This window comes from Sphingobium sp. B11D3B, assembly GCF_025961735.1.
GTDB lineage: Bacteria > Pseudomonadota > Alphaproteobacteria > Sphingomonadales > Sphingomonadaceae > Sphingobium.
The window spans coordinates 3,550,243-3,573,453 of the sequence record NZ_JAOQOF010000001.1; the positions used below are offsets into that span (position 1 = coordinate 3,550,243).

Annotated in this window: 20 protein-coding genes; 10 read left to right on the top strand and 10 right to left on the bottom strand. The window is 66.1% G+C overall.

What is annotated here, in order from left to right; genetic code table 11:
* Window positions 1–278: 278 nt before the first annotated feature.
* The gene (locus tag M2333_RS16440) at window positions 279–1,754 is read right to left on the bottom strand and encodes an MFS transporter (protein ID WP_264612469.1); all 1,476 of its coding nucleotides are present in this window, start codon (window positions 1,752–1,754) and stop codon (window positions 279–281) included.
* Between the two features lie 139 nt (window positions 1,755–1,893).
* Between M2333_RS16440 and M2333_RS16445 the strand changes: the two genes are divergently transcribed.
* Window positions 1,894–2,796 carry a CmcJ/NvfI family oxidoreductase gene (locus M2333_RS16445; protein ID WP_264612470.1) on the top strand — a complete coding sequence of 301 codons (903 nt, stop codon included), beginning with the start codon at window positions 1,894–1,896 and terminating at the stop codon, window positions 2,794–2,796.
* A 98-nt stretch (window positions 2,797–2,894) separates the two neighbouring features.
* Window positions 2,895–3,377 carry a MarR family winged helix-turn-helix transcriptional regulator gene (locus M2333_RS16450; RefSeq protein ID WP_264612471.1) on the top strand — a complete coding sequence of 161 codons (483 nt, stop codon included), beginning with the start codon at window positions 2,895–2,897 and terminating at the stop codon, window positions 3,375–3,377.
* A 17-nt stretch (window positions 3,378–3,394) separates the two neighbouring features.
* On the opposite strand, the gene M2333_RS16455 is transcribed toward M2333_RS16450, so the two are convergent.
* Complete coding sequence (locus M2333_RS16455; RefSeq protein WP_264612472.1) at window positions 3,395–4,894, bottom strand: ATP-binding protein; 1,500 nt, start codon at window positions 4,892–4,894, stop codon at window positions 3,395–3,397.
* A gap of 187 nt (window positions 4,895–5,081) precedes the next feature.
* Here M2333_RS16455 and M2333_RS16460 point away from each other — a divergent pair, with 187 nt between their 5' ends.
* From M2333_RS16460 to M2333_RS16470, 3 genes are read left to right on the top strand one after another with little or no spacing between them, the layout of a single operon-like run.
* Window positions 5,082–6,242: a PepSY-associated TM helix domain-containing protein gene (locus M2333_RS16460; RefSeq protein ID WP_264612473.1), complete on the top strand. Its 1,161-nt coding sequence runs from the start codon at window positions 5,082–5,084 to the stop codon at window positions 6,240–6,242.
* Complete coding sequence (locus tag M2333_RS16465; protein WP_264612474.1) at window positions 6,239–6,418, top strand: hypothetical protein; 180 nt, start codon at window positions 6,239–6,241, stop codon at window positions 6,416–6,418. Before M2333_RS16460 ends, M2333_RS16465 begins: the two co-directional genes overlap by 4 nt.
* A 43-nt stretch (window positions 6,419–6,461) precedes the next feature.
* Window positions 6,462–8,645: a TonB-dependent receptor gene (locus tag M2333_RS16470; RefSeq protein ID WP_264612475.1), complete on the top strand. Its 2,184-nt coding sequence runs from the start codon at window positions 6,462–6,464 to the stop codon at window positions 8,643–8,645.
* A gap of 74 nt (window positions 8,646–8,719) precedes the next feature.
* Here the strand turns inward: M2333_RS16470 and M2333_RS16475 are convergent, their stop codons facing one another.
* From M2333_RS16475 to M2333_RS16500, 6 genes are all read right to left on the bottom strand, one after another.
* Complete coding sequence (locus M2333_RS16475) at window positions 8,720–9,760, bottom strand: amidohydrolase family protein (RefSeq protein ID WP_264612476.1); 1,041 nt, start codon at window positions 9,758–9,760, stop codon at window positions 8,720–8,722.
* The gene (locus tag M2333_RS16480; protein WP_264571265.1) at window positions 9,757–11,028 is read right to left on the bottom strand and encodes an MFS transporter; all 1,272 of its coding nucleotides are present in this window, start codon (window positions 11,026–11,028) and stop codon (window positions 9,757–9,759) included. Before M2333_RS16480 ends, M2333_RS16475 begins: the two co-directional genes overlap by 4 nt.
* A 125-nt stretch (window positions 11,029–11,153) precedes the next feature.
* Window positions 11,154–12,347, bottom strand: a complete 1,194-nt coding sequence (locus tag M2333_RS16485) for a glycosyltransferase family 2 protein (RefSeq protein WP_264571264.1) — start codon at window positions 12,345–12,347, stop codon at window positions 11,154–11,156.
* A 102-nt stretch (window positions 12,348–12,449) separates the two neighbouring features.
* The gene (locus M2333_RS16490) at window positions 12,450–13,334 is read right to left on the bottom strand and encodes an EpsD family peptidyl-prolyl cis-trans isomerase (protein ID WP_181560593.1); all 885 of its coding nucleotides are present in this window, start codon (window positions 13,332–13,334) and stop codon (window positions 12,450–12,452) included.
* A gap of 367 nt (window positions 13,335–13,701) precedes the next feature.
* Window positions 13,702–14,184, bottom strand: a complete 483-nt coding sequence (locus M2333_RS16495) for a PRC-barrel domain-containing protein (protein ID WP_264571263.1) — start codon at window positions 14,182–14,184, stop codon at window positions 13,702–13,704.
* A 93-nt stretch (window positions 14,185–14,277) separates the two neighbouring features.
* Window positions 14,278–14,868, bottom strand: a complete 591-nt coding sequence (locus M2333_RS16500; protein WP_264612477.1) for an anthranilate synthase component II — start codon at window positions 14,866–14,868, stop codon at window positions 14,278–14,280.
* A gap of 73 nt (window positions 14,869–14,941) precedes the next feature.
* Between M2333_RS16500 and M2333_RS16505 the strand changes: the two genes are divergently transcribed.
* Window positions 14,942–15,448 carry an asparaginase gene (locus tag M2333_RS16505; RefSeq protein ID WP_264612478.1) on the top strand — a complete coding sequence of 169 codons (507 nt, stop codon included), beginning with the start codon at window positions 14,942–14,944 and terminating at the stop codon, window positions 15,446–15,448.
* 119 nt (window positions 15,449–15,567) lie between these two features.
* Here M2333_RS16505 and M2333_RS16510 read toward each other — a convergent pair whose 3' ends face one another.
* Window positions 15,568–17,133, bottom strand: coding sequence for an anthranilate synthase component I family protein (locus M2333_RS16510; RefSeq protein ID WP_264612479.1), 1,566 nt, complete (start codon window positions 17,131–17,133; stop codon window positions 15,568–15,570).
* Entirely contained in the window at window positions 17,114–19,063 is a 1,950-nt protein-coding gene (locus M2333_RS16515) for a peptidylprolyl isomerase (RefSeq protein ID WP_264612480.1), read from the bottom strand. The genes M2333_RS16510 and M2333_RS16515 overlap by 20 nt, the downstream gene beginning before the upstream one ends.
* Window positions 19,064–19,252: 189 nt before the next feature.
* Between M2333_RS16515 and tpiA the strand changes: the two genes are divergently transcribed.
* The 4 genes from tpiA (at window position 19,253) to metZ (ending at window position 23,171) form a co-directional block, all read left to right on the top strand.
* On the top strand, window positions 19,253–20,002 hold the full coding sequence (gene tpiA / locus M2333_RS16520; protein WP_264612481.1) for a triose-phosphate isomerase: 750 nt from the start codon (window positions 19,253–19,255) through the stop codon (window positions 20,000–20,002).
* A 42-nt stretch (window positions 20,003–20,044) separates the two neighbouring features.
* Window positions 20,045–20,779: a DNA repair protein RecO gene (recO, locus tag M2333_RS16525; protein ID WP_264612482.1), complete on the top strand. Its 735-nt coding sequence runs from the start codon at window positions 20,045–20,047 to the stop codon at window positions 20,777–20,779.
* Window positions 20,780–20,875: 96 nt separating this feature from the next.
* Complete coding sequence (gene leuB, locus M2333_RS16530; RefSeq protein WP_264604797.1) at window positions 20,876–21,919, top strand: 3-isopropylmalate dehydrogenase; 1,044 nt, start codon at window positions 20,876–20,878, stop codon at window positions 21,917–21,919.
* A gap of 46 nt (window positions 21,920–21,965) precedes the next feature.
* The gene (metZ, locus tag M2333_RS16535; protein ID WP_181560584.1) at window positions 21,966–23,171 is read left to right on the top strand and encodes an O-succinylhomoserine sulfhydrylase; all 1,206 of its coding nucleotides are present in this window, start codon (window positions 21,966–21,968) and stop codon (window positions 23,169–23,171) included.
* Window positions 23,172–23,211 lie beyond the last annotated feature (40 nt).

Here is a 23,211-nt window from a genome sequence, read left to right on the forward strand (position 1 = left end):
GAATCTCCCCTCCTCTTCGCTTTGCCGGTCGTTTCTTCGTCCCCGCGTGAGCCGCCTGCCCGCCTCTGTCAGGCGGAAAGGTCGGGCGGCTTTCGCCGTTGAGACGCAATGACCGGCAGCCAGACGACGCGGCGCAAGGCTCTCATGGAGCGCCCCGTCCGTCCGTTGGCTAGGAAGCTCACTATCCTTTTGCCCGAAGCGAGGCTTTGACTGAGATAGAGCCACGCTTTGACGCAGACGGAAAAGCAGCGGGGTCGCGCGGAGGCTGTAGCACTCATCTAAACCTCCTCGCTGCGAATCGCGCGCAGGCCGCGTGTCTCGTGGCCGGTGACGGCGGCGCCGGTATCCTTCGCAAGGCGCGCGTAGAAAGGCGCGGCGGCCAGCGCGAGGCCGGCAAAGACCAGCATCGCGATCTGGAAATCGGCGAGGGTCGGTTCCGCGCCAAGCGAGAGCAGGTTGAGCAGGGCGGCCGCGGCGGAAATCGCTAGCGCCTGCGAAATCTGGTTGGCGATATTGCCGAGCACAGTCGCCCCGCCGACTTCGCTTTGCGGCACGTCGGCAAAGCGCAGCGCCATGATCGCGGTCATGTGAACCGAGCGGGCCATGCCGACGAAGACCATGATCGCCACCAGCAGCCAGAAGGGCATGGTCGGGGTCAGGAGCGCACAGACGGCAAAGGAGAGCGCCATGGTCACCACCCCGCTGGTCAGCGCCATCCGGATGCCGAGCCACCGTACCGAGGGCGTGGCGATCGCCTTGAGCGCCAGGTCACCGGCATTCTGAGCGAGCAGCAGCAGCCCGGCTTGAAAGGCGGTGAGGCCGAGGCCGACCTGCATCATCAGCGGGATGATGAACGCCGTCGCCATGAAGGCCGTGCGCGCCGGCATTCCCGCGCCGATCGTGGAAACGAAGAAACTGCGGTGGCGCAGCGCATCAAGCGGAACGACCGGGTGGGGCACGCGGCGGATGTGTCGCCAGCACAGCCAGCCCAGGAAAATACCGAGCGCGATCAGCGGTAGCCCTTGCTGCCAGCCGCCGCCCTTGGCGCCCAGCCGCTCGAACCCGGCAATGATGCAGGCGAGGAACCCGCCGACCAGCGCAAAGCCGCGCCCGTCAAAGGGCCTTCGCTCGACAGCATGGATATTGGGGATGAAGCGCAGGGTGAGGACAAAGGCGAGGAGGCCTGTGGGCACGTTCAGGAAGAACACCCAGCGCCAGTCCAGAAAGGTGGTGATGAGGCCGCCGATGGGCGGGCCGATCACCGGCGCGATCAGGGCCGGGGTAGAACTGATCGTCATCGCCGTCACAAGATAGCGCTTGGGTGTAATGCTGAGCAGGGCGATGCTGCCGACCGGCACGATTAAGGTGCCAAAGGCCGCCTGACACATCCGCATCGCCAGAAAGACCGGAAGATTGGGCGACAGGCCAGCCCCCAGCGAGGCCAGCACGAACCCCAGAATCGCGAGCGTGCAGACGCGGCGCGTGCCGAAGCGCTTGCCCACCCAGTCGCTGATCGGCAGCACCAGCACGGTGACGAGAATATAGATGGTGATCGTCGCGCTCAGCAACGTCAGCGGCACGGCGAAGTCCTGCGCCATGCGCGGCAGGGCAGTGAGCAGCACCATCAGATCGATGGCGACCATGAAGGACGTCGCGGCCAGAACGATGGCGGCCAGCTGCGAGCGACGCAAGGCCGCGGCGTCGTCCGACGCTATGCTGGCCTCCCCCTCCGATGGATTGTTAGTCAAACTCATCCCGCGCCAGCCATGACAGGCGGGCGCGCGTTCGCCAAGAGGCGCCGAAGAATAGTTGCCGATGCAGGCGCTTGCGGGGGAGCGGGATAGCCTGCCATGGTGCGGCAAAAGAGTCGGGCGTCGCTTAGGAGAGCAGATAATGAGTAACGAGGTCATGGATCCAGAAGCCACGGTGCGCAGCGTCGAGGCGCAGCTTCAATATCTGCTGCCCGGCCCCGCAATCAATCGGCGGTTCGTCTCCGCCGGGGTGGAGGTGAACACCGGCCGCTACGGGCCATTCCCCGTCACGATCCGCGACGCGCGCGCCATCCGTCCGCATTTTACGCTCGATCGGCAGGGCTTCGTGCTGCTCGATGCGCCGAGTGACGTCGCCGATTTCACCGACCGGGACGAGGTCAATCGCGTCTATTCCGACGAGGTCTCCCGCTATGTCCAACAGGCGACCGGCGCCGATCTCGTCGTCGTCGGTGGCTGGATGATCCGCACGTCCGGCGATCTTGCCAGCCGGCAGAAGAAGCTGGATGCGCCCTATCGCCATGCCGAGGGCGTGCAGCCGCCTGCTGGCGAGGTGCATGTCGATACCGACCCCGCCCGGCAGCAGCGCGCTGCCGAGATCGCCTATCGCAAGGCCCGTCCGGACGGGCCGGGGTTCCGCCGGTTCATCGTCTCCAGCTTCTGGCGCGGCTATTCGCCGCCGCCACAGGATTGTCCGCTGGCCCTGTGCGATGCGCGCAGTGTCGGGGATGAGGAAGGGACCACCAATATCCTGTGGATCGTCGACAAGATCCCCGAAGGCGACGCCATGTTCGCGCCGATGGACGATGACCGCCAACCGGCTGCGCACATCTTCCGGCACAATCCCGCTCACCGCTGGTGGTATTTCTCCAACATGGTGCGGGATGAAGCCCTGCTGTTCAAATTCCACGATAGCGACCGCAGCGGTGCCTGGCGGGTGCCGCATACGGCATTTTGGGATGACAGTCTGCCCAACGCGGTGCCGCGCGAGAGCATCGAATGCCGGAGCATCGCCTTTTTTGAATAGCCCTTTGGTCCACGATCCAAATAGTCGGGCACCACAATCATTGCTATAAGTTACACAAGCGGCAAGCCAAATAAGGCACCGGGTCGAAGGGGAGTGTTATGAAAGACGGGAAGCGGCCGGAGGAGACCGGCCTGAACTGGGGTGCGCTCGATCAGGCAGTGGGCACAGTCGTTCGGCTGTTACGGAATGAGCTGTCGGTGCGGATTGTGGACGTCTATTCGTCCTTCGGCCTGCGCTATGGGGCCCTCTCCACCATGGCGCTGATCGAGGCAAATCCCGATTGCTCCCAATCCGAAATCGCGCGGGAAGTCGCGATGGACGACTCGGCGATGGTGGCGATCATCGACGATCTGGAAGCCCGCGGTCTTGCCCGCCGGATGCGCTCGACGCGGGACCGGCGGCGCAACACGCTGTCGCTCACCTCGGAAGGCCAGCGCCTCGCCGCGCAGATGATTGCCCGCGCCCAGGATGTCGAGCAGCCGATTCATGATGCCTTGTCTGAGGAAGAGGTGAAGACGCTGCAGCAACTGCTGCGCCGGGCCTATGAGGCGATGCAGAAGTCTCCGCCGGCGACTGCTTAGCGCCATCCTGGCGGCGGTCAGCCTTCGGCCGGGGCGGTGGCCAGTCCGAGTTCGGGAATGCCAACCGAGCGCCGCCCGCCAAAGTCGGTTCGCACGACAATGAGGTCACCCTTTTCCAGATAATCCAGCAACCGCCGGATTCGCCCCACCGAGCGCGTGCCATAAGCGCGGGCCAGTGCCTCGTCGTCGGGGCAGGGCTGCCCCTTGATCGCGGCGCGGGCGATGAGCAGGAACGGCGCGAGCACATCGTCCTGGACGCGGCTGGAGAGCGCGAGCGCGGCCTGCCAGCGCGGGTCTTCATCCTCCTCGCCACCCGCCACGGCGACCGCGAAGCGCCGGCGAAAGCTGAGCAGATCGATGCCGGGATTGCCGATCCGCTGCATCCGGCAGCGCACCGCGAAATCCTGGAACAGCGCGGCGGTCGAGCGATAGGTGCAGTCTTCTTCCGCAGCCATGTCGGCCAAAACCGCGCGGATCACTGGCTCGCGGGCAGGGCGGTCCGGCGTCTCGGGGGCGGCAGGGCTGGCTGTTTCGATGCCGGCCTTTTCATCGAATGATTCAATGTTGGCGGCTTCGGGCGGGTCTTCGCGCTCCAGTCGGGCGCTGTTGTCGATGGCCGGGGGCGGCGCGATCAGCGCGGCGAACAGTTCGGGCTGCTCCTCGCCAGGTTGCGGCGCGAGCAGATCCTCAAGGTCGCTGGTCGGCTCGCCGGGCAGGGGAATGAGGGAATGGGAAGAGGTCCGTGCGCTCGTCTTCACCGCGCCGATCCTCACGGAAACGGGGCGGCGGCTGATCGCCGGACCGAGCGCGAGGAAGCGGCCGCGCTCCAGATCGCGGATCTGCTCGGCCTGCCGTCGCTCCATGCCGAGCAGATCGGCCGCGCGCGCCATGTCGATATCGAGGAAGGTGCGGCCCATGAGGAAGTTGGACGCCTCTGCAGCTACGTTCTTCGCCAGCTTGGCAAGGCGCTGGGTGGCGATCACGCCGGCGAGGCCGCGCTTGCGGCCTCGGCACATCAGGTTGGTCATCGCGGCGAGCGACATGCGGCGGATGTCGTCAGCCACTTCCCCAGCGGCGGCCGGGGCGAACATCTGGGCCTCGTCGACCACCACCAAAGCGGGATACCAATGCTCGCGGGGCGCATCGAACAAGGCGGCGATGAACTGGGCGGCGCAGCGCATCTGCGCTTCCAGCTCCAGCTCGTCCAGCGCCAGCACCACGGAGGCGCGGCGCGCCCGGACCTTGGCCGCCAGCGTCTCGATCTCGCCGGGATTGTGCGCCGCGCCGTTGATGACGATGTGGCCGAACGGCTCGGCCAGCGTGACGAAATCGCCTTCCGGATCGATCACCACCTGCTGCAGCAACCCGGCGCTTTCTTCCAGCATCCGGCGCAGCAGATGCGACTTTCCGGACCCGCTATTGCCCTGAACGAGCAGCCGGGTGGCCAGCAGTTCTTCCATGTCCATGGGCACCGGCGCGCCGTGCGCATCCGTCCCGATCACGATTGAAGAGGTCACCGCGCCGTCATAGCCATGGACAGCGTGGGGGCAAGGGCTGGTTGGCCGTGGTGTTCGCGGGACAACTCGTCTGCGCCAATCGACGCAGGGTTTATGCGCCGAATTGCCGCCGGCTCATGTTGCAATTGCGAGGGCTTCCTATTAAGCGCCCATGCAAATCGCTCGCAATATCAAGGTTTGTGTCTCGTTGAGAACGCGCAGTCTCCGCATCTGGTATCTCGTCCATAAATGGACGAGCCTGATTTGCACGGCGTTCCTGCTGATGCTCTGCCTGACCGGCTTGCCGCTGATTTTCCATGACGAAATCGAGCTTATGACCGGGGAGGCACCGGCAATGCAGGGGGCGGGCTCATCCGGCGACGGGCCGGGCTTGCAGCCGCTGGACATCATGCTCGGCAAGGCATTGGCCGCGCGGCCGGGCGAGGTGCCGGTGTTCATGGCCTTCGACAATGAGACGCCGATCCTCACGGTCACCACTGCCCCGGCACCGGATTCGCCGGGCAGTGCCATGACCATCCAGCTCTTCAACCGCGTGACCGGGGAGCCGGCGGGGCAAGTGGTCGAGGAGGGCGTGATGCACTTCCTCCTGCAACTCCATACCGACATGTTCCTGGGCTTGCCGGGCATGCTGTTCCTCGGCGCGATGGGCGTGCTGTTCTTCGCCGCAATTGTCTCCGGCGTGGTTCTCTATGCGCCCTTCATGCGCAAGCTGGAGTTCGGGACGATCCGGGTCAGCCGCAGCCGCCGGCTCAAATGGCTGGATTATCATAATCTGCTCGGCATCGTGGCGCTGGCCTGGATGAGTGTCGTGGGCCTGACCGGGGTCATCAACGCGCTGGCCACGCCTATCATCAAAGTGTGGCAGATGAGCGAACTGGCTGAGATGACCGGTGCTTATGCCGGTCGCCCGGCCTTGCCGCCCGAGCGCTATGGTTCGCTGGACAAGGCCATGGCCGCCGCCCGGCAGGCGTTGCCCGGCAACAATCCGCAGTTCATCGCCTTTCCCGGCGGATCGTACAGCAGCAAGCACCATTATGCGGTGTTCTTCCAGGGCAACACACCGCTCACCCAGCGCGCGCTCACCCCGGCGCTCATCGATGCCGAGACCGGCGAACTGACCGATGTGAGGCCAATGCCTTGGTACACGCTGGCCTTGCTCTATTCGGAGCCGCTGCACTTTGGCGATTATGGCGGGCTGCCGCTCAAGCTGCTGTGGGCGGCGTTGACGCTGTTCACCATCGTCGTGCTGGGCTCGGGCCTGTATCTCTGGCTCGGCAAGCGCCGCGCCCCGCTGGCGGCCCGTGTGCGGGAGGTCGAGAGCGGCGGCCTTGTGGCGCCTGCCGAATGAGCCGCCGCACGCCGCTCGGCCGCATCTTCGCGATGCCGCTCGCCCTCGCTCTGCTCAGCATCGTCGGTCTGGTCAGCGCGCTGACCGGTGATGGCTGGGCCGACGCTTTGTCCTGGATCGCGCTGGCCGCGCCGTTCGCCGCCACCCTCTGGGCTTTCCGATATCGCCGATCATGAGAACAAGCCGCGCATGCAAGCGCGTTTCAAAGGGAAAAGACGCATGAATTTCCATCGTTCCAGCCAAATGTTGAAAGCTGCGCTGATCGCCTCGGCCGCTGCCGTAGCCGCGCCTGCGGCGGCGCAGGAGGCCAGCGAGATCATCGTCACGGCACAGCGCGAGAATCGCAGCGCGGTGACGCTTGGAGGCAATGTGGGCGTGCTTGGCGAGAAGTCTGCCGAGAATGTGCCCTTCAGTGTAAAGAGCTATAACGCGGCGCTTATTCTCAACCAGCAACCGCAGACGCTGGGACAGGTGCTGGAGAACGATCCCTCGGTCCGCACCACCTACGGCTTCGGCAATGCCGCCGAGCAGTTCGTTATCCGGGGCTTCCCCCTGTATGGCGACGACGTCGGGCTGGACGGCCTCTACGGCATCACCCCGCGCCAGCTCGTTGCGCCGGAGCTTTACGAATCCGTTCAGGTCCTGAATGGCGCGAGTGCCTTCCTCAACGGCGCAGCACCGGGCGGGTCCGGCATCGGCGGCAGCGTCAATCTCGTGCCCAAGCGGGCCACGGGACGCCTCAGTCGTGCGACCCTCAATTATACCTCAGGCGAGCATTTCGGCGGCTCGCTCGATCTGGCGCGCCGTTTCCCTGCTGGTGCGGGCACCATGGGCGTCCGGATCAACGGCGTCGCGCGCGGCGGGGATGTCGCAATTGATGGCGAGTATCGCAGCACCTATGCTGTCGGCGCCGCATTCGATTATGATGGTGGACCGCTGCGGATGTCGCTCGATCTCGCGTATAACCGCGTGCATGTGCGTGGCCTGCGCCCCAAGGTGACCATCGCATCCACCAGCATTCCGGCAGTGCCCGAGGCGGATGCCAATTACGCGCAGCCTTGGACCTACACCACGATGCGTGACATCTTTGGCCTAGCTCGTCTGGAGTATGACCTGGCGGACAACGCCATGCTATACGTCATGGGTGGCGCGCGCGACGGGATGGAAGACGGCATTTATGGGGGCATCACCGTGTCGGACGCCGTGACGGGCGCCGCCAGCGGCAATGGCCTGTATGTGCCGCGCACTGATAACAACGAGGCTGTGCAGGCCGGCATCCGCATCAATCTGGCTGCTGGGGGGATTACCCACGAGTTCAACATTGGCGGCTCGGCGACCTGGCAGGTCAATCGCAACGCCTATGACTTTCTTTACGGGCCCGGCTTCGCAGGTTTTGCTACGAACCTCTACGACGCGCAGCCGGTTACTATTCCCAGCTCGGCCCTCGTCGGCGGCGATCTGGACAATCCCTTTCCGATCAGTCGCACCAAGCTGTTGAGCGTGTTTGCATCCGACACCGTTGGCCTGCTGGGTGATCGTGTCCTGCTGACGGTGGGTGGACGTATTCAGCAGATCAGGACCAGCAGCTACTCCTATGGCAATGGGGCGCTGGATTCGGCATACAAGAACAGCGCCCTCACGCCGGTCGTCGGTCTGGTGATCAAGCCGGTGGCCGGCCTCTCGCTGTTCGCCAACCGCATCGAAAGCCTGGCGCAGGGACCGGTGGCACCCTTGTCCGGCTTCTACCCCGGTTTGGGAACTTTGCCGGTGAGCAACGCGGGCGAGATTTTCCAGCCCTACCTCTCGGTGCAGTATGAGGTGGGCGGAAAGCTGGCCCTCGGCCCGGTCAGTGCAAGCCTCGCCGCCTTCCAGATTGAGAAGCCCCTTGGGCAGGTGGCGCCCGACCCCACAAATTCGGCCGCGCTGGTCTATGATCTCTTCGGCACGCAGCGCAACCGAGGTCTCGAACTCAGCGTGAGCGGGGAGCTGACGCCCGGCTTGCGGATCATCGCCGGAGGCTCAGTGATCGAGGCAGAGCTTCGGGATACGCCGGGTGGCCTGCAGGATGGCAACGGGGCGCAGGGCGTGCCGGATCATCTGCTCAACGCCAATGTGGAGTGGGATCTCCCGTTCCTGCCTGCGCTTACGCTGACTGGGCGGGTGGTGCAGACTGGCAAGCAATGGCTAGATACTGCCAATACCTTGCGGCTGCCCTCGTGGACTCGCGTCGACGTCGGTATGCGCTATGTGGCGGTGGTGGCGCAGCGCCCGCTCACCCTGCGCTTCAACGTCGATAATGTCGCGAACGAGCGCTATTGGGCGTCGGCTTACGACGCCTTCGGCCAGACCCTCCTGCAGGGCGCGCCGCGCACCTACAAGGCGTCTCTGTCCGTCGATTTCTGACCGGACTGTCACCACAAAAAGGGGCCGGACGTCGATGACGCCCGGCCCCTTTTGCTAGGTTTAGTTAGTCGCCGTCAGTCGCTGAGCGGCGCGATGTGGAAGATGCGCTCGGCATTGCCGTGGTACAGCGCGTGGCGCTCCGCCTCCGTCACCGGCGCCGCATCCATGAAATCCACCGCCGGCCGCTGCGGCTGATAGGGGTAATCGATCGCCCAGAGCACATTATCGATGCCGAGCTTGTCGATGGTGTAGCGCAGCGCCAGCGGGTCCTCGACGCCGCTCGTCGTCACCACGAAATTCCGCTGGAAATATTCCGCGATGCTGAGTTTCGTCTTCGGCGCGCGGCTGATTTTCTGGGCGCGGGTGTTCATGAAGTTGATGCGCCAGATCCAGAAGGGAATCGCCTCGCCCATATGGCCGATGCAGATCTTGAGCTTGGGGAAGGCATCGAACACGCCGCTGGCCATCATCCGCACCACATGCGTGCCGACTTCCACGCCATAGCCCCACATGGCGCTGTCCATGCCGTAATCCTGCAAAGGCCCCTTCAGCGTGTCGGAGGCGGCGCGGGGGTGGATGTAGATGCAGGCATCGAGCGCTTCGGCGGCTTCGAGGCAGGGCCAATATTTGGGATCGTCCAGATATTCGCCATGGGTGTGGCTGTTGAGGATGAAGCCGTTGAGCTTGAGGTCGTTGATCGCTCGCTCCATCTCCTTCGCCGCACGCTTGGGGCTGTGGGGGGCGAAGCTGGCGAGGCCGGCGAAGCGGTCCGGGCGCTTGCGGCAGATCTCGGCCAGCCGGTCATTGGCGAGCGCGGCCAGATCGGTCGCCGTGTCGGCATCGAACATCTGCACGCCCGGCGCGGTGAGCGAGAGCAGGTGCATGTCCACGCCCAGCGCGTCCATCTCCGGCAGGCGCTTTTCCTCGATATCGAGCAGGCCATCGAGGAAGTTCATCGCGGCATAGCCGGTCGCATTTTCTGGCGGATCGTAGATGCCACCGACGAGCAGCTTGTCGAGGCTTTGCGATGGCCCGCGCGTCACATCCCGCAGGGCATGAGCGACCTCGGGGATCGACCAGGCTTCTTCGGTGGCGATCTTGCGCATCTTCGTCATCGGGCAGTCTCCATGATGGGGGCGGAAAGGGGAGCCGGGCTGTCCTGAGCGCTGGTCTCGGGGGCGGCAGGCCCGGTCCGGCGGGCGAGCCAGAGCGCCAGCGCGGCAGCTATCACCAGCGGGATGACCGGCAGGATGAAGAAGGTGCGTGGCGCCGAGAGGCCGAGCAGCACCGCGAGTGAGCCGACCAGCGGCCCGGCGATCGAGCCAACGCGCCCCATGCCGAGCGCCCAGCCAAGGCCGGAGGCGCGCATGGTCGCGGGGTAGGTGGCGCCGCATGAGCCATTGAGGCCATTCTGCGTGCCAGTGCTGAACAGGCCGACCAGCACGAGCAACACGGTGAGGCCGACAATGCCCCAATCATGCACCGTGATGATCGCCAGGGTAAGCGCGCCAAGCCCTGCGAACAGCGCCACGACCGACCAGTTGCGGCGCACCAGCAGTAGGCTGGCGACCACACCGCCGACCACGCCGCCGGCATGGGTGCCGGTGGCGATCCACGAGGCGGTGGTCGTCGAATAGCCCTGATCCTTGACCAGCAGGGGCACCCAGCCGCTCACCAGATAGACGACCATCAGCACCAGCGCGAAGATGATCCAGATCGCGATCGTGCGGGCGCGCTGAGCAGGGGAAAGAATGGCCGAAAGCCCGCGCTCGCCCGGTGCAGGGTGCTGTGCGCGGTTGAGCACCGGGCTTTCCGGCAGTCCGATCCAGAGCAGCGCCGCAATTGCGATGGGCAGGAGACCGCCGAGGATGAACAGGCTCTGCCAGCCATAAGGCGCAAGCAGCTTGGCGGCAGCGATGCCGGCAAGCACCCCGCCAAAGGTGATGCCGATGCCGACCAGCGCCGTCGCCCGCGCGAGATATTTGCGTGGCGCCAGTTCGCCGGCCAGCGCCAACGCATTGGGCAGCACGGCGCCAAGGCCGATCCCGATGAGAAAGCGCAGCACGATGAGTTGCGTGAGGTTCGTCGCCAGCGCGCCCACCAGCGACATGATGCCATAGCCGATGCAGCAACTGATCAGGATCGTCCGGCGGCCCAGCCGGTCGCCCTGCGGCCCGATGAACACGGCGCCGATCAGCACGCCGAACAGGCTGGCGGAGAGCAGCGGTCCGATCTCGGCGCGGCCTACGCCAAAATCTTCCAGAATGGAGGGCGCGGCGAAATTGGCGGCCTGCAGGTCGAAGCCTTCGACCATCAGCGCGATGAGGATCAGCAGGAACCCGCCCCAGCCGCGCGCGCTCGTCGCTTCGCTCGTCCCCGTCATGCCCTCTCCTTCACCCGCTGGCGCCCTGCCATCATAGCGCGCTTTGCGGCGGCCAATGCAAGTTGAAAGATCATCAATGCGAGGCTGTTGAGCGGTTCAGGGCACCGGTTTGGCGCCCCGCTTCATCACTCGCCCTTGCGGCGCGTGCGCACCCATTCTGTCTCGCGCTTCTTGACCAGTCGTAGATAGACGGGGATTTTCCATAGAATGTAGAGCGGGATGCGCGCCAGCGTTGCGGCCGAGACCGTGTCGCGCCCATCGCGCATCCAGGCGAAGGCCAGCAGCAGCGCGACCAGTGCGAGCAACCCCGCCAGCGTAGCAGGCGCGGCAGTGGTGGCGCCCAGCAGCGCGAGCCCGGCGCTCACCACAAGCGCGATCAGGCTCAGGCTCATCAACAGGGCCAGCGGCGGCACGAGCAGGCTCAGGCCGAACCAGGCGAGGCTGGGCTTGGCCTTGGCAATGCCTTCAAGAACGACCGGTGCGCCTTGCTGCAAGGCGGTCTGGATATAGCCATGCTCCCAGCGCGCCCGCTGTGTGAGCGTGTCGCTCTGGCTCGCAGGGTCGCTCCAGGTCGTCGCGCCCTCCAGATAGCGGGGCGCTGCGCCCGCTCGCGCGAAATGGAGGCCGAGCACAAGGTCTTCGACCAGGTGGCTCGTCGCCAGCGGCGCCGACTCGATCAATGCCCAGGGGAAGGCCATGCCGGTGCCGCCGAGAATGGCGGGCGATCCCAGAACAGAGGCGCCGCGCTGGCGGACGCGATTCTTGATGAGCATCGCAAAGTTGGAAATCTGCGTCATCGCGCCGTCCTCGGCGGCTGAGCGGAGCAGGTAGCAGCTCTGCACCGGGCGCTGGCGGACGCAGGTCGCGTCGATCAGCGCGCGCAGAGACGCTCCGTCGATTTCGCAGTCGGCGTCCAGCACCACAATACAATCCGGCGGCGGGGCGTCGGTCGAGGCCTTGATCCAGTCCCGCCCGAAGGCCAGCGCATGGCCCTTGCCGCGCTGGCTGGGGTCATTGCGCTCGATAACCTGTGCCCCAGCCGCGCGCGCGGCGGCGGCGGTGTCGTCCGTGCAATTGTCGGCAATGACGATGAGGCGGATATGCACATCCAGCGCCGGCTGGAGCAGCGCGATGGTACGGGCAATGCCGGCGGCCTCATTATGGGCGGGCATGAGGATGATGGCGCTGTGGGGGGCGGCAGTGCGCGGCCTTGCCGGGCGGCCGGCGATCAGGCCCAGGGCCAGCTCCACGGCCAGCACGGCCAGCAGGAGCACGGGTATGGCAATGATGAGCCAAGCCAGAGAGTCGAGGGTCATCATGCCTTCATTCCCGCGTCTGGCGACTGGCGCGTCGACGCTTCGAGGGGGTGGAGAGGAGGCTGGTGCCTCCTCCCCTCATATCGTGCGGAAAACGCCTCGCCGTTACTTGGCGGCGGGCGCCGCGGCGTTGCCGGCTGCGGGCAGGGCGCCGGCGGCCTTGGCATCGTCCTTGGGTGCATAGCCCGGCTGATACTCGATCTTGGCCTTGGCCTTGGCTTCCTTCAGGCGCGATTCGCCGATCTTGTTCAGCTCCTCGTTGCGCATGGCCTGCGCGGCGATCTGGCGGGCCTGCTCCTGCGGAACCGGGGTCGCTTCGCTGCCGGTGATCACGCTCACGACCAGCTTGCCATTGGCCGGCACGATGAACGGCTCGCCCGGGGGCAGCGCCTCGATGCGGGCCAGCATTTGCGGATCGATCACGGCGGTGTCGAGCGAGCCACGGCCACGCTCGAAGGCGATGCCCATGGCGGTCAGGCGGGATGCGACCTCATCGAGCGTCTTGGCGGTTTCCAGCTCCTTGAGGCCATCCGGCTTGGACGGCGGATCCATCTGCAGCTGCTCGAGGGCGAAGCGCTTGCGCTGCGCGAAGGCGTTGGGGCGCTCGCTGATATATTTGTCGATGGCGGCGTTATCCGGCACCTTGACCGTGTCCATCGTCTTGCGGCCGTACAGGTTGACGAGCAGCTGCTCGCGCATCCGGCGCTCCTGCGTCAGATATTCAGGGTCGCGGTCCAGCCCGGCTTCCTTGGCGGCCTGAACCAGCAGCCGGCGGTCGACCATGCGCTGCAGCACGCGGCTGCGCACCATGTCCTTGTCGGCGCTGGCAGGGACGTTGAGATCGGCGATCTCGGCGTTCAGTTCGGTCAGGGTGATTTCCTCACCATTGACCACGGCCACGACCTGACCTTCGGCTTTTTTCTCGCAGCCGGCGATCGTGAGGGAAAGGGAAGCGAGCGCAACGAGCGAGACGTTCCTCAGCAGTGACATCCATAGTCTCCAGAACAAGCGTGAAGTGGTAAAAATCGGTTCTCGGTTGAAGGCCCGGCGATCCCCCGATCGAGCCTGTCATCCTAGAAAGCGGTGGGCGAGGCAAGATGCCTACAAATCATTACATGTGCAGCGGGAAGATTGCGGCCAGTATATGCCCGGCCATCGGCTGCCTGAACATCCCCCTCATCTTGTCGAGCAACATGGATCGGATTGTCGTACTTTGTGGCACCTATTAACTCGCCGCTGGAGCGTGAACAAGCGGCAACCATGGCAGCCGCACCGGGATCGGACAGGGGCGTCCTATCAGCCCGGCGTTAATATTAGGTGGATTGTCGCGGGCGCCAGACCTGGCCGGCGCTTGCCCTCAACGGACGTTGGCTGCTCCGTGAGACGGCGCCGAACCGGCGGTGGCAGCTGCGGGCTGGCCGGTCGGCGGGTCAGGATTGGCCTTGGGCAGCGCGGCGATCTGTGCCGGGGTGAGGCTCGTGACGATCGTCCAGTCATCGCCCTCGCGCAGGGGCGCAAGACCATCGAGGGGGAGATAGACATGCTGCTCGGGCCCGCTGCCTTCGACAGCGATCACCAGTCCCTCGACAGCGCCGCCCGGGCCGCGCTTCAGGGCGATCACGTCGCCCAGCTCCGTGCCGTCGGTATCAACCAGTTCGGCATCGAGCAGTTCGCGTTCGGTCAGATTTAGTGCTGCCTTGCCCTTGGCGGCCTGAGAGCCGGGGTGGGCGATCAGCTGGACGGCAGGCTCATCGGGATGCTGATTGGCCGCGTCATCGCGACCGCTGCAGGCCGCTAGTAGAAGGGCCAAGGCGAGCGCGGCCGCAGGGTCGATTTTCACCTATGTTCTCCACTGTTGCGGCGCATTCGCATGATGGCCGACCAACGTGGGAGATAAATGGGCGTTCCCTCAAACGGGACGAACGGTTTCGGGTCAGGCCGTTGCGCGCGCGGTCACTGGCATTCCGGCGAGGCGCATGAAATTGGCCAGCATCGCGTGGCCGTGCTCGGTCGCGATGCTCTCCGGGTGGAACTGCACGCTGTGGATGGGCAGGCTCGCGTGGCGGAATGCCATCACCGATCCATCTTCACTGGTGGCATTGACCAGCAGGCAATCGGGAATGTCCTCGACGATCAGCGAGTGATAGCGGGTGGCGGTGAAGGGCGAGGGCAGACCCTCGAACAGCCCGGTGCCATCGTGCGTGACCGGTGATGTCTTGCCGTGCATCAGGCCGCCGCGCACCACCTTGCCGCCGAAATGCTGGCCGATCGTCTGATGGCCCAGGCACACGCCGAGCAGCGGCTTGCCGGCATCGGCGCAGGCCGCGACGAGATCGAGGCTGATCCCGGCTTCATTGGGCGTGCAGGGCCCGGGCGAAAGCAGAAAGGCTTCCGCACCGGAGGACATCGCCTGTCCGGCCGACATGGCATCGTTGCGCACCACCTCGACCTGAGCGCCCAGCTCCATCAGATAATGGACGAGATTCCAGGTGAAGCTGTCATAATTGTCGATGACGAGGATCATGGCCGGCTTCTACGGCCCGCCGGTCCGCCGCGCAAGCAGGACAAGGCGGCGCTGACCGGTTATAAGCGCGGACATGACCCAGACAAATCCGCGCATCCATGTGCTCACCACCGGCGGCACCATCGACAAGCTCTATTTCGATGCGTTGAGCGAATATCAGATCGGCGAGTCGATCCTCGCGCGCCTGCTGGAGATCGCGCGGGTGAAGCTGCCGGTCGAGATCGAGGAAGTGGCCCGCAAGGACAGTCTGGAGCTGACCGCCGATGATCGCGCGCTGATCGCGGCGCGGGTGGTGGCCTCGCCCGCCGAGCGCATCGTCATCACGCATGGCACGGATACGATGACGGATACGGCCGCCGCGCTGGCGGGCATTGCCGGCAAGACCATCGTGCTGGTCGGCGCGCTGGCCCCGGCGCGCTTCTCGGAGAGCGACGCGACCTTCAATCTCGGCATGGCCTTCGCGACGGCGCAGATCGCCTCGCCGGGCGTTTACATCACCATGAATGGCACGGTGTTCCGGGCGGATCAGGTGGTGAAGGATCGTGCCAAGGGGGCCTTTGTGGCGCGGTCAGAGGGCTGATCGGGGTATTTGAGAACCTTCGTGTCCCTGCGAAGGCAGGGACCCAGGGCGCAACGGACGACCCTACCCGCCCTGGGCTCCTGCCTTCGCAGGAGCACGACACTGCTGAGAACAGGCTATTACTGCCCGAAGCGGCCGTCCTGCGCGACCTTCACGGCCTCCCGCGCGGCCGCGAACAGCGCGCCGGCCTTGTGCTCGCATTCGCGCTGTTCATAGGCCGGCTCGGAGTCCGCGACGATGCCCGCGCCGGCCTGCGCGTGCAGCACGCCGTCCTTCACCAGCGCGGTGCGCAGCACGATGCAGCTATCCATGTTCCCGTCCGGCGAGAAATAGCCGACGCCGCCGGCATAAGGCCCGCGCGTTTCCGGCTCCAGCTCGGCGATGATCTCGCAGGCCCGCACCTTGGGCGCGCCGGATACTGTGCCGGCCGGGAAGCCGGCGAACAGCGCATCGAGCGGATCGTGCTTCGGGTCGAGCTTGCCGACGACATTGGAGACGATGTGCATCACATGGCTGTAGAATTCGATGGTGTAGCTGTCCGTCACCTTCACCGAGCCGGCGCTGGCGACGCGGCCGACATCGTTGCGCCCCAAGTCGAGCAGCATAAGATGCTCGGCGCGCTCCTTGGGATCGGCGAGCAGCGAATCGCGATTCTCAGCATCCTCGCTGGCCGTCTTGCCGCGCGGTCGGGTGCCCGCAATCGGTCGGATCGTCACTTCCCCATCGCGCACACGGACCAGAATCTCCGGGCTGGAGCCGGTGAGCGCGAAGCCGGGCAGATCGAGATGATAGAGGAAGGGCGAGGGATTGATCCGCCGAAGCGCCCGGTAGAGGTCGATGGGCGGAAGCGGGAAGGGGGTGGTGAAGCGCTGCGCCAGCACGACCTGAAAGATGTCGCCCGCGACGATATAGTCCTTGGCCTTGCTCACCATCTCTGCATAGGCGCCCGGCTCCATCACCGGCGTTGGCGTGATCGCGTCCAGATCGATGGCGGGGGCCTGGCTGGCCTGCGCGGCGAGCGGCCGGGCGAGCTGCGCCGCGACATCCTCGATGCGCCCCACAGCCGTATCGATCAGCGCGTCGATGGCGGCCTCGCCGGTGCCGAGCCGGTCGGCCCAGGTCGGCGCGACGATGTAGAGCGCATCGGCCAGCCGATCGAACACCAGCACCACCGTCGGGCGCACAAACAGCATGTCGGGCGTGCCGAGGCCATTGTCGGCCGGGCGCGGCAGCTTTTCGACCAGGCCGAAGGTCTCATAAGCGAAATAGCCGACGAGGCAGGCGAGCGCAGCCGGCAGCGCCGGGTCGACATCCGCCCGGCATTCCGCCACCAGATCGCGCAGCGCGGCGAGGGGATCACTCTCCAGCGGCGTGAAGGCGGTCCGGTCGGTCCGCCAGTCGCGGTTGATCTCGGCGCTGCGCCCAGTGGCGCGAAACACGAGGTCCGGCGCGATGCCGATCAGGCTGTAGCGCCCGCGTACAGCGCCACCCTCCACCGATTCGAGAATGAAGTCGCCCCGTTCCGGCTCGATCAGCTTGAGCGCGGCGGAGACCGGCGTTTCGGTATCCGCGATCAGCCGCGCCCACACGAGCGCGGAGCGCCCGGCGGAGAGGGCCGCGCATGCGGCGTCGATGCTGTCCTGCGCGATGGTCAACGGGTCGGCCTTATTCTGCGCTGCCGCCATAGGCGCGGCGCAGTTCCTGCTCCACAGCCGCCATGGCCGCCTCGCTGCGCTTCACGCCCAGTTCCTGCTGGATCGCCGTGACGAACTGCTGCGCATATTCCCCGCCCAGCACATTGCTGAGGCCAGCCGCAGTGGATTGCATCAGCTGCGGCACCTGCGTGGGATCGTTCTGCGTGATCTTGTCCAGGCGCACGACGACGAAGCCCTGATTATTCTCCAGCGGTACCATCTGCGTTCCGCCCTGGCGGATGCTGAACAGCGCCTTGAGCGGCGGAGGGATCTGGCCGCCCTGCTGGTTGATGTCGGCGCGGCGCGCAGAGAGCGGCTGGCGCGGCGCGTCGGCGATGCCGAGCTTGGCGAGCAGCGGCCCCGGCTCGGCGCCCTTGCCCAACTGCGCCGCGAGCTGCGTGGCGATTTCGCGCGCCTTGCCAACGCCCTGCGCCAGCTTCCAGGCCGCTTCCACAGCGGGCTTCACCTGCGCGAAGGGCGGCGGGCCGGCGGGCACCACTTCCGCCACGGTCAGCAGCGCGGCTTCCTCGTCGGGCTTCACCGGCACGATCTGCGCATCGTCATCCTGGCGCGCGGCAAAGCCGCCTTCGAGTAACGCCTGCAGCGTCGCGTCCGGCTTGAACGCCGGGTCGCGCAGCGACTGGCCGTTGCGCACGATCAGCGGCGTCTCGACGATGGTGAGGGTGTGCTCCTTGGCGATGTCGGTCAGCGTCGCGCCGGCGCCCAAGCGGCCATCCATATCGTTCAGAAATTCGCTAAAGAGCTGGCGCTCCTTGATCTGGCGCACTTCGGCGGACAGCTCCTCGCGCGCTTCGGCCAGCGTCTTGCCCGGCACGTCACGCTGGGCTTCCACGCGCAGCACTGCCCAGCCGGCGGGCGAGCGGACCGGACCGACGATGCCCCCCTGCGCGGCGGCGAAGCCGGCCTTGGCGATCTCCGCATTCATCTGCGTGGCAAGCTGCTTTTCGTCCACGCCATCGACGCGCGAGGCGGCGAGGCCGAGGCTCTTGGCGACATCCTGCAGCGACTGGCCGGCCTTCGCCTTGGCGGCGGCGTCCTTGGCGAGCGCTTCTGTCGCGAGGATCAGCTGGCTGAAATCGCGCGTCTTGCGGCCGGCGAACTGGCTCTGGCGGCTCTTGTAGAGATCGGCGATTTCCGCGTCGGTCGGCGTCGCCTGGGGCTCGAAGCGAGCGAGATTGACGAGCGCGTAGCGCAGCTGGCGCTGCTCGGGAATCGCGAACTGGCTGCCATGCTGCTTGTAATAATCCTGGAGTTGCGCCTCGGTCGGCGCGGTCTGCGGCGCGAACCTGGCGGCGGAAATCGCGAACATCTCGCCGGCGCGTTCCTCGATCAGCATCGCGGCATAAGGCGGCACCATGCTGGCCGGCGCCTTGGTGCCCACGCCCACCGGCTGGAGCAGCTGCTGCTGGATGATCTGCGCGGCAATATCGTCCCGCAGATCCTGCTCGGAGACGCGCTGCTGGGCGAGCATCTGGCGGAATACCGTCTCGCTGAAATTGCCGGTTGCGTCCGTGAAGGCGGAATTGCGGGCGATCTCCGCATCGATGAGCGCCTTGCTCACCCGCATCCCGTGTTTCTCGCCATAGGCAATCAGCGCGCGCGAGGAGATCAGCTCGTCGGCCACGCGCTTAAGGCCGCCTTGGGCCAGGAACTGGTCGATGGTCAGCGCCGGATTTTCCTGCCGCTGCCGCTCGAACACCATCTGCGTGCGGCTCTGCAACTCGGCGACCGTCAGCGGGCGGTCGCCGATCTTGGCGACTTCCGTCTTGGAGCTGCCGCCGAAACTGACGTTGTTGCCAGTGAGATCGCCCGCGATGAAGGCAAAGGCGATGATCGCGAGAAATCCGATTGCGAACACGCCGCCAAATTTCGAACCGAGAAGACGACGGAAAATCTGCATGGGGTCTTTGTCCAGAAAGGCGGCGAAAGGCTGGGGGCTGCTTTAGGGCGGGCATCCGATGGCATCAAGCCTTTGCGCGCTTGGCTGTCCATGGGCATCCGCAGCAATGCGGTGCCGGCTGGACAAAGCCGTCCTGCCCGTTCATCCGGGCCGCCAGATCATTGATCACCTGTGCAGGAGAGTGAAGCTATGACCGTCCGCCGCAAATTCGTCGCCGGCAATTGGAAAATGAACGGCCTCAAGGGGCAGCTTGGCGAGGTATCCGCCATTGCCGAGCTTGCCGCCGCCCGCAACGATATCGATGTGGCGCTCTATCTCCCCGCCACCCTCATCGCGGCCGCCGCGCCGCTTGGCGGCGCCGTGCTCATCGGCGCGCAGGATTGCCATCAGGAAGAGGCCGGGGCCTATACCGGCAATCTCTCGGCCGCCATGCTGGCCGAAGCTGGCGCGCGCGGCACGCTGGTCGGGCATAGCGAGCGGCGGCAATATCAGCAGGAGAGCAATGCCGATGTCGCCGCCAAGGCGCTCGCCGCGCACAAGGGCGGTCTCTCGGTGGTGCTGTGCGTGGGTGAGACGCTCGATACGCGCGAGCAGGGCGACGATGTGGCGCACGCCTTCGTGGCCGATCAGCTTGTCGCTTCGCTGCCCGAGGGCGCCGATCCGCAATGGCTGACCATCGCCTATGAGCCGGTCTGGGCGATCGGCACCGGCAAGGTCGCCACCCCGCCGCAGATCGCGGCCATGCACGCCGCGCTGCGCGCCGCGCTCGTGAAGGCGCTGGGTGCGGAGGCCGGCAATGCCATGCGCATCCTCTATGGCGGCTCGGTGAGCGGCGACAATGCGGCGGACATCCTCCACACCGACAATGTCGACGGCGCGCTGGTCGGCGGGGCCAGCCTCACCGCCGCCAAATTCGGGCCGATCATCGCTGCAGCCTGATCGGCATCGCTAAACCGGTCGCGAGCCGGTAGATAAGCGCCCATGTCCACGCTCGCCGCCACTGCCATCGTCTGCGCCGTTCGGGCGCATGGCGAGCATGGCGCGATCGTGCGGGCGCTCACGGCGGATGCGGGGCTGGTCGCGGGCTATGTGCAGGGCGGCCGCTCGAGCCGGATGCGCCCGGTGCTGCTGCCCGGCAATATCGTGCGGGGCACCTTCCGCGCCCGCACGGCCGATCAGCTCGCCAGCCTCTCGGCCGAGCTGGAGCATAGCCGGGGGCCGCTGCTCGCCGAGCCGCTGCCCGCCGCGGCCATCGATTGGGCTTGCGCCTTCACGGCGATTACGCTGCCGGAAGGCCATCCCTATCCGGCGCTCTTCGCCGCGCTGGGCGCGGTGCTCGACGCGGTGGAAGCCGCGCCCGCCGCGCGTGGCTGGGCCGTGGCGCTGGTGCGCTACGAGCTGCTGCTGCTCGCCGAGCTGGGCTTCGGACTCGATCTGGCGGAATGCGCCGTCACCGGCGCGCGCGAGGGGCTGGCCTATGTCAGCCCGCGCACGGGGCGCGCGGTGACGGCAGCGGCGGCGGGCACGCATCGCGACCGGTTGCTGCCCCTGCCAACCTTCCTCACCGAGGGCGGGGAAGCCGGCTGGCCGGATATTCTCGCCGGATTTGACCTGACCGGCCATTTTCTCGCCCAGTCGTTGTTCGATCCACGCCGGTCTGACGTGCTGGCCGCGCGCGAGCGGCTGATCGAACGGCTCAAAAGAGCGGTTGCGTGACCCGGCCTGCTTGAGGCAATGGCTCAGCCCACATCCTCAGGGCCGGCGCGCCTTTCTTGCAGCACCGCCCGTCTTCAGATTGAGAAAGGGAAACCCATGCTCGTTGCGATCCTGCCCGGAGACGGCATCGGCCCGGAAGTCACCGCGCAGGCCAGGCGTGTGCTCGATGCGCTGGCGATCCCCGGCCTGACCTATGAGGACGCGCCGGTCGGCGGCGCGGCCTATAAGGCGGAGGGTCATCCGCTACCGCCGGCCACGCTCGATCTGGCGAAGCGCGCCGATGCGATCCTGTTCGGCGCGGTGGGCGATCCCGATTGCGATTCGCTTGAGCGCGCCTTGCGGCCAGAGCAGGCCATTCTCGGCCTGCGCAAGGAGCTGACGCTTTTCTCCAACTTGCGCCCCGCAAAGATGTTCGCCGAGCTGGCCGATGCCTCCACGCTGCGCAAGGAAGTCGCCGAGAAGATCGACCTGCTGATCGTCCGCGAACTCAATGGTGACGTCTATTTCGGCGAGAAGGGCATCCGCAAGACCGCCGACGGCCTGCGCGAAGGCTATGACATCATGTCCTACAACGAGGCCGAGGTGCGCCGCATCGCCCACAGCGCCTTCCGCGCCGCGCAGGCGCGCAGGGGCAAGCTCTGCTCGGTGGACAAGGCCAATGTGCTGGAAACCAGCCAGCTCTGGCGCGACGTAGTGATCGAGGTTGCCGCCGACTATCCCGATGTCGAGCTGTCCCACATGTATGTCGACAATGCCGCCATGCAGCTCGTGCGCAATCCCGGCCAGTTCGATGTGATCGTGACCGGCAATCTGTTCGGCGACATTCTCTCCGACCAGGCGAGCATGTGCGTCGGCTCCATCGGCATGCTGGCCTCGGCCTCGCTCGATGCCAACGGCAAGGGGCTGTATGAGCCGATCCACGGCTCCGCGCCGGATATCGCCGGGCAGGGCAAGGCCAATCCGCTGGCGACGATCCTCTCCGCCGCGATGATGCTGCGCTTCTCGCTCGGTCAGGCGCAGGCGGCCGACCGCATCGAGGCGGCTGTGGCCAAGGCGCTGGCCGGTGGTGCCCGCACTGCCGACCTTGGCGGCTCGATGAGCACGTCTGCTATGGGCGATGCTGTGCTCGCGGCGCTCTGACGCCATTGGATTGACCGGCCCCCGACAGGGTCTAGAAGGCAACGTCATGAAGAGACAAACCGGACAGGATCGTTCCCGCACCAGCCGCTGGCGGCCCGCGACACAGGCCGTGCGCGGCGGCACCTGGCGCTCCGAGCAGGGGGAGACGAGCGAGGCGCTCTTCCTCACCTCGGGCTATACCTATGACAGCGCGGAGGAAGTCGCTGCCCGCTTCGCCGGGGAAGCGACGGGGATGCAATATTCCCGCTTCCAGAACCCGACGGTGCAGATGCTGGAAGAGCGCATTGCGCTGATGGAAGGCGCCGAGGCGTGCAAGGTGCAGGCGAGCGGCATGGCGGCGATGACCAGTGCGCTGCTGTGCATGCTGAGCGCGGGCGATCATGTCGTCGCCGGGCGCGCGGCCTTCGGCTCGTGCCGCTGGATCCTCTCCAATGTGCTCAACCGCTTCGGCATCACCCACAGCGTCGTCGACGCGCGGGACAATGATGCGTGGGAAAAGGCGATCCAGCCAAACACCAAGGTCTTCTTCTTCGAGACGCCGGCCAATCCCACGATGGACATTGTCGATCTGGAGCATGTTTGCGGCCTTGCCCGCGCGCATGGCATCACCACGGTGGTGGATAATGCCTTCGCGACGCCGGTGCTCCAGCGCCCGCTCGATTTCGGTGCCGATGTGGTGGCCTACAGCGCCACCAAGCTGATGGACGGGCAGGGCCGCGTGCTCGCCGGCGCCATTTGCGGCACGGATGCGTGGATCAACGGCGTCCTCTCGCCTTTCCAGCGCAATACCGGGCCGATCTGTTCGCCCTTCAACGCCTGGGTGGTGCTGAAGGGGCTGGAGACGCTGGACCTGCGTGCCCATCGCCAGTCCGAAAACGCGCTCAAGGTCGCGCGCTTCATGGAGCAGCGTGGCGTGGATGTGCTGTATCCCGGCCTGCCGAGCCATCCGCAGCACAATCTCGCGATGAAGCAGATGAGCGCCGCCGGGCCGATCTTCTCGTTCAACCTCGCTGATCGCGGGCAGGCCATGGCCCTGCTCAATGCGATGGAGCTGTGCGACATCTCCAACAACATCGGCGATTCCCGCACCCTGCTGTGCCATCCCGCCTCCACCACCCATAATAACATGGGGCCGGAGGGCCGCGCCGAGGCCGGCGTGGGCGAGGGCATGGTGCGCATCAATGTCGGGCTGGAAGACCCGGAAGACATCATCGCCGATCTGGATCAGGCATTGACCGCTGTCGGCCTTTGAGTAGGGTCGGTCTCGGGGCCAGGCAGGACACAGGACGGGT